Here is a 14,533-nt window from a genome sequence, read left to right as displayed (position 1 = left end):
AATGAAAAAAGAAACGATGATCGCACAGGGGATAGCAGATCTCGTTGGCGGCAAGGAAAACATTAAGAGCATCACTCATTGTATGACAAGGGTACGCCTAGATGTAAGGGATCATTCAAAGGTTCAAATGGAAGAGCTAAAGAAACTTCCAGGCGTCATGGGTGTAGTTGATGATGAAACGCTTCAAATTGTCGTCGGTCCAGGTACGGTTAACAAAGTAACAGCGGAGCTTTGTCAAATAACAGGCCATTCGCTAGGCAGTGTGGATGAGGGCGAAGGGCAGAATCAATCAAACAAGCAGCAAGTGAAACGAACACCGATCAAGAGCTTTTTAAAACGAATCGGAAATATTTTTATTCCGCTTATTCCCGCACTAGTCGCATCAGGATTGATAAACGGCGGAGCTAACTTTGCCCGAAATGCCGGCGTTGATCCTGAGACAACGTGGCTACAAATCTTACTAGTCATCGGGAGCGGGATTTTCACATACTTGGGCATTTTGGTTGGTTGGAACACAGCAAAGGAATTTGGCGGAACACCGGCACTTGGGGCCATTGCTGGTATTCTCATTATCAACCCAGCTCTAGCCGACATCACTCTCTTCGGCGAACAGCTCATACCCGGCCAAGGGGGATTGTTTGCGATCATTTTAGCCGGCTGGGTGATGGCAAACGTAGAAAAATTCATTCGAAAAGGCGTACTGTCTTCATTAGATATTATTTTAACGCCATTTTTAACGGTATTAATTGTCGGAATATTAACAATTGTAGTACTCCAGCCGATTGGAAGTCTTTTATCAGATGGCATTACGACAGGCCTGCACGCCGTATTAGATGTTGGCGGAGCATTTGCAGGGGCCATTTTAGCAGGAACCTTCCTGCCACTCGTTATGGTTGGAATGCACCATGGCTTAACACCAGTACACTTAGAATTTATTAACACCATTGGCGTCACACCGCTGTTAACCATTTTAGCGATGGCCGGAGCAGGCCAAGTCGGGGCTGCGATTGCCGTATTCGTCAAAACGAAGAGCGAGCGCTTAAAAAATACCGTAAAAGGTGCACTTCCCGTTGGTTTCCTTGGGATTGGCGAGCCGCTCTTATACGGGGTCACACTGCCGCTCGGACGTCCATTTATCACCGCCTGTCTAGGAGCAGCTGTTGGCGGAGCGTTTCAAGCTGTTATGCAAACCGCTTCACTTGGGATTGGGGTCTCTGGGCTGTCACTTATCCCGCTGATTGCTGATAATAAATATTTACTCTACTTCTCAGGACTTGTGATTGCCTATACATTTGGCTTCATCTTTACGTACCTGTTTGGCTACAAAGAGGAAATGGCGAAAAACTTGCAATAATCGACATGGGTGTCTCATGAATCAAGATGAGACGCCCTTCATTACGAAAAGGAGGTGAGAGACATGCGAGGATTTTCTGTCTATCTAGGACAGCAGACATATTCTGAACTGAAAAACTATTTAGTGAAAATGAAAGAAGCTGGGTTTCAAACTGTTTTTACTTCTCTTCATATTCCAGAAGACGATCCAACAGTGTATAAAGAGCAGCTTCAGCAGCTGGCACAATTAACATCAGATTTATCTTTAGATTTGGTTGCAGACATCTCCCCTGCATCATTAGGCCACTTAGGATATTCATTTGAACAGGCAGATGAACTAATCGAATGGGGCATTTCAGGCTTGCGTATCGATTACGGCATAGATTCAGACATCATCGTTTCCTTGTCGCAAAAAATGAAAATCGTCTTAAATGCCAGCACCCTGACTGCAGAAGCGATCCATAACTTAATAAAAAAAGGGCTCGTCACACAAAATGTAGAAGCCTGGCACAACTATTATCCACGTCCTGAAACAGGGTTAGATAAAGAGGCCTTTATTCAAAAAAATGAACAGCTGCGTCACTACGGGATTATGATGGCAGCATTTGTTCCTGGGGATGCTAAAAGACGAGGACCACTATACAAAGGGTTGCCCACATTAGAAAAGCACCGCGATACTTCTCCTTTTACTGCGGCAATCGAGCTTTGGAGATTAGGAAAAATCGATAAAGTACTTATAGGAGATCCAGATCTATCTGAGTCTACCATTCATGCATTTAAACGGTATGATCAAGGCATACTGACCTTTCGTACACATCTTTACCCAATGAATGAAGAGGTAAAAGCAATAGTCAATCAAACTCATACTCAGAGAATGGATGCAGCAAGAGATGTGATCAGGTCACAAAATGCGAGAATTTATGTCCAAGAAAATAACATAAACGTTTTACCCGAGCGCTGCCACGCGCGGCCAAGGGGCACGATCACAATTGATAATGGAACAAACGGCAGGTATGAAGGGGAGCTTCAACTAACGAAAACGTCATTAGCCCCGCAGCCGGGCGTAAATGTGATAGGACATGTGATCAATCAGGACGAGCCTTTACTAGATCAGCTGCAACCTGGAGAAGCGTTTATATTAAATGAAGTAAATGAGCAGCTTATTTAAATAATGGTAATGGGGGATGAGAATGAAACAACTAATTAGTCTCGGTTTGGTATGTATGTTAATCACGGCCTTACTCCTAACAAGCTTTCAACCAAGGTCCGTACTCGCTGATAACTCGCTTAAAGATCTTGTCATCTATCAAAATATGCCGCAAGCAGATATAAATGATTTAGAAAACGCCTTTCAGTTAAACGCCCTGAATGTCTATCAAGACGGGAAGTTCCTTCTTGTCACAGAAGGGTTGGAATGGAAGTCTTCTAATAAAAATGTGGCTGATGTTAATCAGGATGGAAATGTGCACTTAACTGGGCAAAATGGTAAAACATTTATTAGCGTGACAAATGGTGAATATACAGACCGAATTGCCTTTAGTGTTAAACCAGAGCCAAACAAAGGAAAAGGAAAACCAGCATCAAAAGTTAAGATCGAAAAAGAATCCGGAAACCGCTACAACCTGATCGATCATGCGATTAGTCAAATGACAATGGAAGAGAAGATTGGTCAATTGCTTATGCCTGATTTCCGAACATATAATGGAGCAAATGTAGAAGAGATGCTTCCAGAGATCGAGCAATTAGTGAAAGACTATCATTTAGGCGGAGTCATTTTATTCCGTGAAAATGTGGTGACAACTGAGCAGACAACGAAGCTCGTTGCGGACTATCAAGCAGCAAGTGAGAAGTTTGGTCTATTAATGACGATTGACCAAGAAGGCGGCATAGTGACAAGACTGCAATCAGGAACCGATATGCCAGGAAATATGGCACTTGGTGCAACGCGCTCACCTGAGCTTGCCGAAAATGTTGGTAGAGTCATTGGAAGCGAGCTGCATTCACTTGGGATTAATATGAACTTTGCCCCTGTGATGGATGTGAACAACAACCCTGATAACCCGGTCATTGGTGTGCGTTCGTTTGGAGAAGATCCGAAGCTTGTCGCAGACATGGGTGTAGCTTACACTCACGGTCTTCAATCAAGCGGAGTAGCAGGTACAGCTAAACATTTCCCAGGTCATGGTGATACGGCTGTGGATTCTCATTTAGGGTTGCCAGAAGTCCCGCATGATATCGAGCGTTTAAGAGAGGTAGAGCTGTATCCGTTTCAACAAGCGATGGATGCTGGAATTGATGCGATCATGACAGCTCATGTCACGTTCCCAAACATTGATGATACAAAAGTGATCTCTCAAAAAACAGGAGAAGAAATTGCGATACCAGCGACCCTTTCCTATAAAGTATTAACTGAACTTATGCGGGAGGACATGGGCTTTGATGGAGTGATTACAACAGATGCCCTCAATATGCTTGCGATAGCGGATCATTTCGGCCCAGTAGATGCAGCTGTGCGTGCCGTTCAAGCGGGATCTGATATTATTTTGATGCCTGTCGGACTGAGTGAAGTGAGAAATGGCTTGTTAGAAGCAGTTGAAGCAGGAAAGCTGACAGTTGAACGGATTGAAGAATCAGTAGAACGTATTCTCGCTTTAAAACTAAAACGAGGTGTAATCCTTGAAGAAACGCCTTTATCGGTGGAAGAAAAAATAGAGCAGGCCAAACAAGTGGTAGGGTCGAATGAACATAAAGAAATCGAAAAAGAAGCAGCGGACAAATCGATTACTTTGATTAAAAATGAAGATGTGCTGCCGCTAAGCCCTGAGGCAAGTGATTCATTAGTCGTTGTAGGCAGAAGCTATATTAACGAATTAGGCGCTGCAATTAAATCGCATCATGAACAAGCAGAAATCATTGAAGTAGCGGCAGATTTTACATTAACTCCTGCGCAGCTTGAAAAAGTAAAAGCTGCAAGTACTGTTATTGTCGGTACCGCAACAGCCGGAGTCAATGATCGTCTGCCAAACAGCCCTCAAATGCAGCTTGTTCATACGGTCATAAATGAAACAGAGGCACCAGTTGTTGCAGTAGGAATCCGTAATCCGTATGACATTATGGCTTATCCGGAAGTGGATGCCTACCTTACGCAATATGGATTTAGAGCAGCAAGCTTTCAGGCAACAGCTGCGACCATCTTTGGAGAAAATCAACCGACTGGGCAGCTACCTGTTACTATTCAAGATGATGAAAATGGAGTGCTTTATAACTTTGGCCACTATTTGAACTATTAAGCATAAAACGGAGGGATCAGGTTGAAAAAATGGTTGATTCTATTACTTGTTGCAACGCTAACGTTAAGTTCGCTATCAGTCGTGTTTGCTGATAATGGAAAAGGGAAAGGCAAGGGAAAAGGAAAAGAGAAGGCCTTTGCTCTTGGGGTAGAAGTGTTAGTAGAAGAAGAAAAAGACTTGATTGCAGGTAAACGAGTAGGTCTTATTACCAATCCGACAGGGGTAAACCAAGAGCTTACAAGCATTGTCGACCTCTTGCATGAAGACCCGGATACAGAATTGACGGCGCTTTACGGTCCGGAGCATGGGGTAAGAGGAGATGCACAGGCCGGTGATTATGTAGAGTTCTATATTGATGATAAAACAGGTCTGCCAGTATACAGTTTATATGGTCCGACACGAAAACCGACACCGGAAATGCTTGAAAATATTGATGTACTTCTTTTTGATATTCAGGATGTAGGTACACGATTCTATACCTATATTTACACAATGGCCTATGCGATGGAAGCAGCCCAAGAGCAGGACATTCCATTTATCGTTCTCGACCGTCCAAACCCGCTTAATGGTGTGGATGTTGAGGGTCCGGTACTTGATATGAAATACGCAACGTTTGTTGGAAATTACCCGATCCCGCTTCGTCACGGGATGACGGTAGGAGAGCTTGCTCACCTTTTCAATGAAGAATTCGACATTGGAGCCGAATTGACAGTTGTTGAAATGAATGGATGGAAGAGAGGGATGTACTACGATGAGACGCCGCTGCCATTTGTGCTGCCTTCGCCGAATATGCCGACATTAGATACCGTTCTCGTGTATCCAGGTGCCGCTCTGATAGAAGGAACGAATGTATCAGAAGGCCGTGGAACAACGAAACCATTTGAATTCATTGGAGCCCCATTTATTGATGCAAATGAATTATCAAGTACATTAAATGAATTAAACTTGCCGGGTGTCACGTTTAGAGCAGCTTCATTTACACCAACCTTCTCTAAGCACGCAGGCAGCCTATCACATGGGATTCAACTTCATATCACTGACCGAAAGCAATTTGAGCCAGTCGAGACAGGGCTTCATATCGTGAAGACGATCCATGATCTGTACCCAGAAGACTTTGAGTTCCGTGCAGAAAACAGCGCAGGCATCTCATTTTTTGATAATCTCATCGGAAACAGTTGGATTCGTAAAGGGATTGAAGAAGGACGCTCGGTGGAAGACATGACAAAGCAATGGGAGAAAGGATTGCGATCATTTAGCAAGGTTCGTAGTAAATACTTGCTCTATTAAAAGGGTAGTTAAAGAACTTGAGGTGAGCAGCCTCAAGTTCTTTGCATTTGTACGGCGAAGTTTTGGAAAAAAGAGGCTGAGGATAAAGGATTACCTCTGCAAAAATAGAAGATTTATAGTGAACTAAAAAAATCCATAATATCCATTCGACGCATCTTAGAATCGGTAGCTCAACCATTAGCTTTTATACCATACAGGGAGAGGGGTTAAATAATGAACATATCAGAAAAATTAGCCTTATGCGCAGAGAAGAACCCAAATAAAGTGATTACGACGTACAACAACCGAGAGACGACGTACGCAGAGTTTTATAAACAAGCAAAAAACTTAGCAGGATACTTCCAAGCAAAAGGGTACCAAAAAGAAGATCTTATAGCTGTTTATTTACCAAACACCGATTATTTTCTAGTATGCTATTACGCTTGTCAGATTGGCGGTTTTACCATTTTACCTGTTAATACGAAATTGACTGCCGCTGAGATCGACTATATCTTTACTCACTCTGAAGCTAAAGCTCTTATTTATGATGAACGCTATAAACCTGTTGTAGATGAGTTAGAAGAGACGACTTCCAAAATGAATGACCTGATCATCGTTGGCAAGGATGAGCATTCATTAGCTGATATTTTAAGAGGGCCCGCGCTCTCTGTTCAAAAAAATGATAACCAAGGTGAGGAAACGGCCGTTGTTTTTTACACTTCAGGGACTACAGGAAAACCTAAAGGCGTCATGCTATCAGCAGCCAATATCGAAGCCTCTACAAACATATGGATGGAAGCGATGGACATTACAAGTGAGGACCGGATGCATATTGTCGCACCTCTCTTTCACTGTGCAGCAAGTAATGTGTTTAGTTTACCAGTGATCTATGCAGGGGGAACGATCATTATTGAAGAAGGTTTCTCCCCTGACCAAGCGCTTCAAACGATGGAAAAGGAGAAGGTAACCATTTTCTTTGGTGTCCCAGCTATGTACAGCATCCTGCTTAATACCCCTAAGATGTCCACTTTAGATTTATCTCATCTACGGTTATTCACATACGGGGCAGCACCTATGCCTTATGAGTTAGTGAGGAAAGTAAAAGCCCTCTTTCCTGCTATAAAAGTACAAAATTTATATGGTCAAACAGAGAACTCCCCAGCAGCTTCGACCTTAAAAGACCATTATGCCCTTAGTAAAGTTGGTTCTGTAGGAGAAGCTCTACCTCAAACAGAAATTCGTGTTGTCGATGAAATGGGTGAACCTGTTCCTGTTGGAGAAGTAGGAGAAATTATTGTCAAAGGTCCTCAAGTGATGAAAGGCTATTTAAAAAATGAAGAAGCCACAAATGCGACGATAAAAGATGGCTGGCTCTACAGCGGTGATCTTGGACGTTTGGATAAAGATGGTCTTCTCTATATTGTGGACCGGAAAAAAGATATGATCATCCGCGGCGGGGAGAATGTATATCCTGTTGAAGTGGAAGAGGTATTGTATGAAATACCTGAGCTTCTTGAGGCCGCAGTGGTCGGTGTTCCAGACGAAGTATTAGGAGAGGTGCCAAAAGCCTTTGTTGTGTTAAAAGAAGGGGTTGATTTGGAAGAAGAAGAGATTCTGCACTTCTGCAAAAAAAGACTTGCTCCATATAAGCTGCCAAAAGAAATTGAACGTATCGAGAGCTTGCCAAGGAATGCAAGCGGGAAGGTGTTAAAGACAAATTTACGCGCTCACTACAGGTTTTAAGTTGGCTATTACATGCCCAGTATAAATTCCAAAAAATTAAGCTAGATAGTTCCAAAAAAGAGGTGCACCGTGCACCTCTTTTAGTGTAAAACGCTCGACTATTTATCCTCTCCTGAAATTCCCCAGCACCTCCATTGTCTCATTAATACTGACAAACGCATTCGGATCGACCTCTTTTATAATTGGCTTGATGATCGCTAACTCATAGCGTGAAATCACCGTATAGAGAACTTGCAGTTTCGCTTTTGAATAAGCACCTTCGCCTTCCATCACAGTGATCCCGCGATACAAATTTTTAAGCAGTGCCTCTTTTAACTCATCCTCCCGACTCGTCACCACCACAAGGCTGAGTTTGATATGGCGTGTATGAATACGGTCAATAACGAGCCCTGTTATATAGATGGATGCCATGGTATAAAGGGCTAAATCCCAAGCAAAGACAAAGCCTGAAATAAACACAACAATACTATTTAAAGCAAAAATTAACGCGCCAAGTGGAACATCACGCTTTTTCGTAAGTATTAGTCCAATCACATCAAAGCCGCCTGTTGAACCATAAAATCGAATGATAAATCCAATTGCAGCACCTGCAATCACGCCGCCAAACACCGACGATAATAAAGCATCTTCCGTTACTTGGACAACTGGAATATAAAGCATAGAAATTGACGTTACAACTACTGAAAACACGCTGTTTGCAATAAAGGTTTTACCAAGTCCAAGCCAGCCTAAAATGAAGATCGGAATATTTAAGACAAAGATCCATATCCCCGCATTAATAGGTGTAAGTAAGCCAAATACCATCGCAAGACCAGTGACACCGCCCGTTAACACTTCATGCGGCAAGAGGAATAAGTTAAACGCAAAGCCAAGCACTATAGAGGCAGCAAAGATTCCAATTAAACGATACACGTTGCTCATCCTGACACTCCTAACTTAAAACAAGATCTTCCACTTATTTACCCCAAAAACAACTAGAGCAAAAGTAATTTGTCAAAAAGATAGAAAGGAGGTAAAAAGTACTGAATCAAGCCGTAAGGTGCTAAAAACCAAATCTTTTTGGTATAATTTACAAAAAGGTATAGTGAGAAAAGGGGGGCATGATGCGAGAAGAGAAAATCAAATCAAAGTTATTTGTCCTATCTAAAGAGTTAAATGACTTGCTAAATATTCTCTATGAACATTCAAAAACACATCAGAAGCTGACCTGGACACTTATTACTAAAAATGCGTTCATCCTGCTATTTCGAAAAGTCCAGCTGCTGTTATCTCTTCAAGGCTTCTTAAGTATCCTGCTCATCCTTATTCCAAGCTATCTTCTAAACGAAACAACAAGTGCCTTTGAGCATATTATCAGTCTGCCCCCAAGCTCACTCATGCTTCTAATAGCCGTTGCAATAGTCATTACGTTTTTATTTATTCGAACGCTTACCTTAAATGAAATGAGCAGGGTTGAAAGCGATCTGTTTCATATTGAGGTATTTGAACGAAGACGTCAGATTGAATATCGTTCCTTGATTGCACTTGCCAAAGAATTAGATTTTATTGACAGGCTGCGTGCAGATATTATAAGAGACATAGAAGAAGCAAACAGCCAGGAGCCAAGCGGTGAAGGCGGATATGAAAGTTTAGTGAAGAAGCTAGAAGAGGCGATCCAATTTAAAAATGAAGCGATTGAATCACTTCTCGTCCAACTGGAAGAGACAGAAGATTCGGCGGATTTATTTAGAGAAAAGTATGATCTGTTAATCGACTTTCTATTTCAATTAAAAGCCAAGCTGAACCTTCTCGTTACCGATCAATTCAACTTAGATAATCTTGACTTCGGTGTCAACTATTCCTTATATAAAGTGAATGAAGATCACTTAACATTTATTGATTCCTATGGGCTGAATAAAGCAGAGCTTGATGTTTCTATACCTATGAGCGAGGGTAAAAATAAATACGTGATGTCGATCGATAAAACTCAGGAGAACCCTCTTGTTCTAACTGATTTTATTTCGTGGAAAAGAACGCTTCAAGATGGGACGGAATGGATTATTTCTCTTCATCTTGATCAATCGAACCGACATAAATTGAACCCCTCAGAGGAAGCTGGTAAGCTGAATGTAACCATAACGCAAGAACTGTTGTGGATCTGCTGCGAACTGTTAAATAAATTTTCACCTCACTCTACTACCCAATAGAAAGGGGTGCGCTAAAATGAGACAAGCCTCTACTATGAAACCATACTCCAAACAACTTTCTAACCATTATTTGAATAAGCGTAAATTAAAAAACAAACAAGTGCGAGAACAAGCGCTTCAAGCCTTAGAAAAGAATGAAGGACAAGCCGATAAGCGAATAGAAAAAGCTGGCACATAGTGTCAGCTTTTATTTTCCTAATGCTTCGCTCGCTTTGTTTTTTGCTTCTTCATTGCGGCGTTTCATCTCATTCATCATTTGTTCCATCTGCTTTGATGATTCTGATTTACTCAAACGAAAACCCTCCTGCCCTTTGCTTGTCCTCTCCATTGTTTCCTATATGGAATATATGTATACAGCCAACCGGATGTAGGTGACAAAGTCCATTTTTTCAATAGGTGTATCAACCGCTCAAAGGACTTTTTTCCAAGCATAGTTCCTGCGCGAGAGGTCACAATACTTATGTACGTTTGCTTCACACATTTTTGGGGAGGTATGCAGCATGGGATTTTTTGATTTATTTGCAGAGGAAGAAGAAAATAAAAAACAAAGAGAAGTTCGTAAAGAAGGGCAAGATACAGAATTTGCGAACGAGGCACACTTAGATCTACGTGAAGAAGAATTGGATATTCATAAACACCGTGTGGAAACAGGCGATGTCGAGCTTCACAAGCAAATTGTTGAGGAAGAAAAAGAAGTGAATGTTCCTGTATCACATGATCAAGTCATCATTGAACAAAGAGCAGTTGACCATGAACCAACTGAAGAACCTATTTCTGCAGAAGAGACGATGCATATACCTGTAACTGCTGAAAGAGTAGATGTAGAAAAACACACTGTCGTCACAGGTGAAGTAACAGCTCACAAACGCTCAGTTGAGGAAACCGAGCAGGTGCATGATGTCCTTCATAAAGAAGTGGCTGAAGTTGAAAAACATGGAGATGCAGAAGTGATTAATGAGGATTAGTTAGTCACTCTCTTTTTTTCCCTACTTAGCTTAAGTTAAGTAGGGATTTTTGATATAAATTTCTTCAATAGGCTAAACTATAGTCAAATATGTTGCAGGAGGCATGTCAATGGGTATGATTATCATCAGTGGAGCAGTTTTAGGAGGACTCCTAAGTTTACTTTTGAATATTACAGTCGCGACTGGAGCCATTTCAGGAGCTATTGTTGGCGGGATCGTCGGCACATGGTATAAGCATAAATCCTCAGCAGAAAGTAAGCAGGATCAGGACTCACAAACCATGCAGCTTCGTGAAGAGGAACTGGATATAAAAAAAGAACGCGTGCAAACAGGTGAAGTGAAAATACACAAGGAAATAGTTGAAGACAAAAAAACAATTACTGTTCCGATTAGACGAGAAGAGATGGTGATCGAAGCGGGAAGTGAGGATGAGTTACGAATACCATTGAAAGAAGAGGAAATAGAAATAAGCAAACATCCAGTCCAATTAAATGAAGTCACGATTAAGAAGCAGCAAATTAAAGACGTCCAGCATATAAAAGAAAACGTGAAAAAAGAAGTTGCCGTAGTTGAAACAGAAGGGAAAGCGGATGTTATAGAAAAGGAAGAACAGTAAAAAGGAATCTCTTTCTTAGAAGATTCCTTTTTTAGCCGTACGTATAAAACACCGAATATGGCCTCTTATGTGCGTTTTGAAAGAAATGCTGCGACCTCATTTGAAATTCAGGCACAGAGAATAAAAGATGTTCTTGATTTGTATGAGTGGATATACGTTGATATTGATCGGAAAAGGTTAAAAGGGAGTCAATATACTCACCAGATTGTGATTCAATCAGCTGTTTTGCTTGATAAATCGTATAATTTGCTTCTTCATTTCGCTCAATTAAGGCTCTAAGCCGGTTCGCTTTTTGGTCTATAAGCGAACTTGAATGATTGGTAAAGGTATGAGTACGTCTAAAGACCATATAGATTCACCTCGCATAAGGACCGATTGAGCTGGCAATTGATTCATCTGTTGCAAACATTTCAAGATAAGTCGCCTGAAACGACGATACGAAGGATTCTAAATGATTAATCTCATTTTCGATTTGATTGATCACATTGTATACAGGATTGGTGATCGCTTCATCCATAGGTTTAAAGGAACGATCAAACTCAATCCGATCTAACGTTCTAAAATCAGAGAAACTTCCACCCAGGACACCGCCTGTGGATCGTTTCGGTGTGGATACGATTGAGCCAGGAGAGGATTCAAGTGAGGTCATTTTCGCATTCAAATCTCGTTTGACCTCATCATACAAATCATCTATTTCTTGATGCAAGAACGTTCTCAGTTCTTGCAGAATAAGATATTTTTGTTCAATTGCATGCTCATAACGTAACCCGAATTCTCTTAAGTCCTGTTTATTCAAGAGGACATACTCCCCAGATATCACATCTTGGATTTGATAGATCGTTTGCTTCGTGTCATGTTGTTCATTGTAATAGGAAATAAGCGCATCTAACGTGTGGTTATGGACAAGGTGCCAATTGGACTTAACCTCATAAGACTGGTATAAGATACCCGGACTTCTCAGAGCTTGCTGAGCTGTGTACAATAAATACGTAGCAGAAGCTCCTAAAGCTAATTGACCCTCTGGTCTAGCGGCTGAGCGGCGAAGAATATCCTGCCAATTCGTCATGACGTACTCCACACCTTCGCTCCCAAAGCGTTGATCTGTTTCTCGCACCAACCAAAATAAAGAACCAACCTTTGATTCATACCGCAGCTTATCTAATGTGAGATGAGGAGAGTATTTAGCCAAGTTAGATAACGGGTATTGACCAACGTCCGGAAAATCCCTCGTCTCTAAATCACCAATATAATGAATCTGTTCACCAATGTACAATTTGCCAGGAAAGCTCTGCGAATAAAGTGGATCACCTTTAACCCGAGTGTGGCTGATCACTTTTGATTGTTCCTTGTAGAAATCACGAGCAAGGGCTGTGATGGTTTCTTCTTTGATTTTGTTTGGGTTTACTTCACCGGTATGAATTCTAAGAAACTCTGCAAAATTTAAATCATATCTACTCAATTGATAAACGTTAATAGGTGCATCATTTAGTCCTCTTACATCAGAGAAAGCTTGAGTTTTTAATGCTAAACTTGTTATTAAATGTCCACCTAATGAATGACCATCTCCATATAGATGTTGTTTTGTTTTAGGGAGTTTATGTTGTACAATTTTATAAAAATTTTCAGCATCCATAATTTGAACATTATTTGAAGCAGTTGCAATCCCGGTAGCATTATAATAAATATCTTCAAATTTAGCTGTACCACGAAAGATATAGTACACCTCATTAATATTTTGATCTTTGTTATAGATGTGTATAGCAGAACCATCAAACCCTGATTCTGAGCCAATATTTAGATCTTTACTATGGTAAACATTTATCTCTACATCACTAAGGTTATTATTCATTTGTTCTTTAACAATTGACTTAACATCATCCACGGTAAAATCATCTGTGTACTGTAATTTTGTCAGATAGTTTCGGGTACGGTTATCAAAATATGGTTTATTCATAACAGACCTCTTAATCTAAAAATTTTATACTCTTCATTATCTTTAAAGCAAAATTATATTGGTCTTCACTTTCATCCTCACAACCGAGCTCTTCATTATAACAATTAGTAGAATAAACGAATTCAATAATGCGATTTGTATTTAGATCTCTTATAAGTCCAAAAAATCGATTCGCACCATATTGGTTAGGATCTTTCAAATGCCCCCTTGGTTCGGAAGCATCCCAGTAAGAGGACCCATGATAGAGGATCGTTTCATCTTGCTTAAGCTCAACATAATGATTTTTGAAAGCATGGTCTTCTAGTAAAATATTTAAGCGCGTTTCAGATAAATCCTCTTCGGTTTCCCTAAACATTGCCCTAATTTCGTAACTATTCCCATTATTCGTATCGTCATAGATTAAAGCGCTCCACATTTCAAAGCCTTCTCCCTGTCTCCCATAATACTCTGGCGGCTCACTAATCATCTGAAACTTATTCGGAAACAACATCCGATATTGACCAGTTTTAGATTCGAATAAATGAAAATCCTCCTCAACAAACTCCTCTACAATGAATTCTTTCGTAAATGAATCGTTCAAAGCAGTCGCTTCACCATTCATGGCTTTCATTACAAAAAAACCTCCTAACACAAGTAAAAAGAATAAACTAATCATTACAATTCGCTTTTGCACCGACATCACACCTAATCATGTATTCATAGAAAAATAACATTTATTAAAATTTACCATATAATCACAATTACTTTAACGCATTAAGCAGATTATAGTTGCAATTTGATCCATAAGGACTAATTAAAAGAGTAGGGGGGGCGAGTGGGGTAGTTATAAAGGTATAGAAGGCGATTCTTAGTTCGCTTAAGGGTTAAGGAATTCAATACTTTTCATTAATTTCAAAGCAAACTCATATTCTTTATCACTATTTAAATCGCAGCTTAGTTCCTCTTTATAACAAATTGTTGAGTAGTTAATTACTATTGAACGATGTGAATCAGTATCAACTATGAGTCCGAAAAATACATTTGCGTTATATTTATTTGGATCTTTTTTGTCGCCCCTTGGATCATTAGAATCCCAAAACGAAGAGCCATGAGAGATAATTTTATCTTTTGTTACTAGCTCTTCAAAAAGTCCGTTATATGAATTATCCTCTAACATTCGGGTGCTCCACACTAGATGTTCA

General features: G+C 40.6%; 14 protein-coding genes. 9 read left to right on the top strand and 5 right to left on the bottom strand.

Annotated elements, in window-relative coordinates:
• Nucleotide 1 precedes the first annotated feature (1 nt).
• The 5 genes from BPOF4_RS09780 to BPOF4_RS09760 all read left to right on the top strand — a co-directional run bounded on the left by BPOF4_RS09780 (nt 2) and on the right by BPOF4_RS09760 (nt 7,631).
• On the top strand, nt 2-1,354 hold the full coding sequence (locus BPOF4_RS09780; RefSeq protein WP_012958986.1) for a PTS transporter subunit EIIC: 1,353 nt from the start codon (nt 2-4) through the stop codon (nt 1,352-1,354).
• Between the two features lie 63 nt (nt 1,355-1,417).
• Nucleotides 1,418-2,500, top strand: a complete 1,083-nt coding sequence (locus BPOF4_RS09775; protein WP_012958985.1) for a DUF871 domain-containing protein — start codon at nt 1,418-1,420, stop codon at nt 2,498-2,500.
• 22 nt (nt 2,501-2,522) lie between these two features.
• Nucleotides 2,523-4,622: a glycoside hydrolase family 3 protein gene (locus tag BPOF4_RS09770; protein ID WP_012958984.1), complete on the top strand. Its 2,100-nt coding sequence runs from the start codon at nt 2,523-2,525 to the stop codon at nt 4,620-4,622.
• 21 nt (nt 4,623-4,643) lie between these two features.
• Nucleotides 4,644-5,909: an exo-beta-N-acetylmuramidase NamZ family protein gene (locus BPOF4_RS09765; protein WP_012958983.1), complete on the top strand. Its 1,266-nt coding sequence runs from the start codon at nt 4,644-4,646 to the stop codon at nt 5,907-5,909.
• A gap of 213 nt (nt 5,910-6,122) precedes the next feature.
• The gene (locus tag BPOF4_RS09760) at nt 6,123-7,631 is read left to right on the top strand and encodes a class I adenylate-forming enzyme family protein (RefSeq protein ID WP_012958982.1); all 1,509 of its coding nucleotides are present in this window, start codon (nt 6,123-6,125) and stop codon (nt 7,629-7,631) included.
• A 102-nt stretch (nt 7,632-7,733) separates the two neighbouring features.
• On the opposite strand, the gene BPOF4_RS09755 is transcribed toward BPOF4_RS09760, so the two are convergent.
• Nucleotides 7,734-8,552 (bottom strand): YitT family protein, encoded by an 819-nt coding sequence (locus BPOF4_RS09755; RefSeq protein ID WP_012958981.1) that lies wholly within the window; start codon nt 8,550-8,552, stop codon nt 7,734-7,736.
• 179 nt (nt 8,553-8,731) lie between these two features.
• On the opposite strand from BPOF4_RS09755, the gene BPOF4_RS09750 reads away from it, so the two are divergent.
• From BPOF4_RS09750 to BPOF4_RS09740, 4 genes are all read left to right on the top strand, one after another.
• Nucleotides 8,732-9,817, top strand: coding sequence for a hypothetical protein (locus BPOF4_RS09750; protein ID WP_238446501.1), 1,086 nt, complete (start codon nt 8,732-8,734; stop codon nt 9,815-9,817).
• 16 nt (nt 9,818-9,833) lie between these two features.
• Entirely contained in the window at nt 9,834-9,995 is a 162-nt protein-coding gene (locus BPOF4_RS22455; RefSeq protein ID WP_012958979.1) for a hypothetical protein, read from the top strand.
• A 322-nt stretch (nt 9,996-10,317) separates the two neighbouring features.
• The gene (locus BPOF4_RS09745; RefSeq protein ID WP_012958977.1) at nt 10,318-10,782 is read left to right on the top strand and encodes a YsnF/AvaK domain-containing protein; all 465 of its coding nucleotides are present in this window, start codon (nt 10,318-10,320) and stop codon (nt 10,780-10,782) included.
• Nucleotides 10,783-10,891: 109 nt separating this feature from the next.
• Nucleotides 10,892-11,398, top strand: coding sequence for a YsnF/AvaK domain-containing protein (locus tag BPOF4_RS09740; RefSeq protein ID WP_012958976.1), 507 nt, complete (start codon nt 10,892-10,894; stop codon nt 11,396-11,398).
• Nucleotides 11,399-11,429: 31 nt separating this feature from the next.
• Here the strand turns inward: BPOF4_RS09740 and BPOF4_RS09735 are convergent, their stop codons facing one another.
• The 4 genes from BPOF4_RS09735 to BPOF4_RS09720 all read right to left on the bottom strand — a co-directional run bounded on the left by BPOF4_RS09735 (nt 11,430) and on the right by BPOF4_RS09720 (nt 14,508).
• A complete protein-coding gene (locus BPOF4_RS09735) occupies nt 11,430-11,747 on the bottom strand; it encodes a hypothetical protein (protein ID WP_012958975.1) in 318 nt (105 codons plus the stop codon).
• 6 nt (nt 11,748-11,753) lie between these two features.
• Nucleotides 11,754-13,352: a DUF6792 domain-containing protein gene (locus BPOF4_RS09730; RefSeq protein ID WP_012958974.1), complete on the bottom strand. Its 1,599-nt coding sequence runs from the start codon at nt 13,350-13,352 to the stop codon at nt 11,754-11,756.
• Nucleotides 13,353-13,362: 10 nt separating this feature from the next.
• Entirely contained in the window at nt 13,363-13,962 is a 600-nt protein-coding gene (locus BPOF4_RS09725) for a hypothetical protein (RefSeq protein ID WP_012958973.1), read from the bottom strand.
• A gap of 246 nt (nt 13,963-14,208) precedes the next feature.
• A complete protein-coding gene (locus tag BPOF4_RS09720) occupies nt 14,209-14,508 on the bottom strand; it encodes a hypothetical protein (RefSeq protein WP_012958972.1) in 300 nt (99 codons plus the stop codon).
• Nucleotides 14,509-14,533 lie beyond the last annotated feature (25 nt).

Origin of the sequence: Alkalihalophilus pseudofirmus OF4 (assembly GCF_000005825.2) — a bacterium.
Lineage (GTDB): Bacteria > Bacillota > Bacilli > Bacillales > Bacillaceae_D > Alkalihalophilus > Alkalihalophilus pseudofirmus.
The sequence above is the reverse complement of the archived record's forward strand: the minus strand, read 5'-3'. Positions and strand labels throughout refer to the sequence as shown.

What these genes read in the sequence shown, in the direction of transcription:
- BPOF4_RS09780 (WP_012958986.1), top strand. Translation starts at nt 2, where the DNA reads ATGAAAAAAGAAACGATGATCGCACAGGGGATAGCAGATCTCGTTGGC.
- BPOF4_RS09775 (WP_012958985.1), top strand. Translation starts at nt 1,418, where the DNA reads ATGCGAGGATTTTCTGTCTATCTAGGACAGCAGACATATTCTGAACTG.
- BPOF4_RS09770 (WP_012958984.1), top strand. Translation starts at nt 2,523, where the DNA reads ATGAAACAACTAATTAGTCTCGGTTTGGTATGTATGTTAATCACGGCC.
- BPOF4_RS09760 (WP_012958982.1), top strand. Translation starts at nt 6,123, where the DNA reads ATGAACATATCAGAAAAATTAGCCTTATGCGCAGAGAAGAACCCAAAT.
- BPOF4_RS09755 (WP_012958981.1), bottom strand. Translation starts at nt 8,552, where the DNA reads ATGAGCAACGTGTATCGTTTAATTGGAATCTTTGCTGCCTCTATAGTG.
- BPOF4_RS09750 (WP_238446501.1), top strand. Translation starts at nt 8,732, where the DNA reads ATGATGCGAGAAGAGAAAATCAAATCAAAGTTATTTGTCCTATCTAAA.
- BPOF4_RS22455 (WP_012958979.1), top strand. Translation starts at nt 9,834, where the DNA reads ATGAGACAAGCCTCTACTATGAAACCATACTCCAAACAACTTTCTAAC.
- BPOF4_RS09745 (WP_012958977.1), top strand. Translation starts at nt 10,318, where the DNA reads ATGGGATTTTTTGATTTATTTGCAGAGGAAGAAGAAAATAAAAAACAA.
- BPOF4_RS09740 (WP_012958976.1), top strand. Translation starts at nt 10,892, where the DNA reads ATGGGTATGATTATCATCAGTGGAGCAGTTTTAGGAGGACTCCTAAGT.
- BPOF4_RS09735 (WP_012958975.1), bottom strand. Translation starts at nt 11,747, where the DNA reads ATGGTCTTTAGACGTACTCATACCTTTACCAATCATTCAAGTTCGCTT.
- BPOF4_RS09730 (WP_012958974.1), bottom strand. Translation starts at nt 13,352, where the DNA reads ATGAATAAACCATATTTTGATAACCGTACCCGAAACTATCTGACAAAA.
- BPOF4_RS09725 (WP_012958973.1), bottom strand. Translation starts at nt 13,962, where the DNA reads ATGAAAGCCATGAATGGTGAAGCGACTGCTTTGAACGATTCATTTACG.
- BPOF4_RS09720 (WP_012958972.1), bottom strand. Translation starts at nt 14,508, where the DNA reads ATGTTAGAGGATAATTCATATAACGGACTTTTTGAAGAGCTAGTAACA.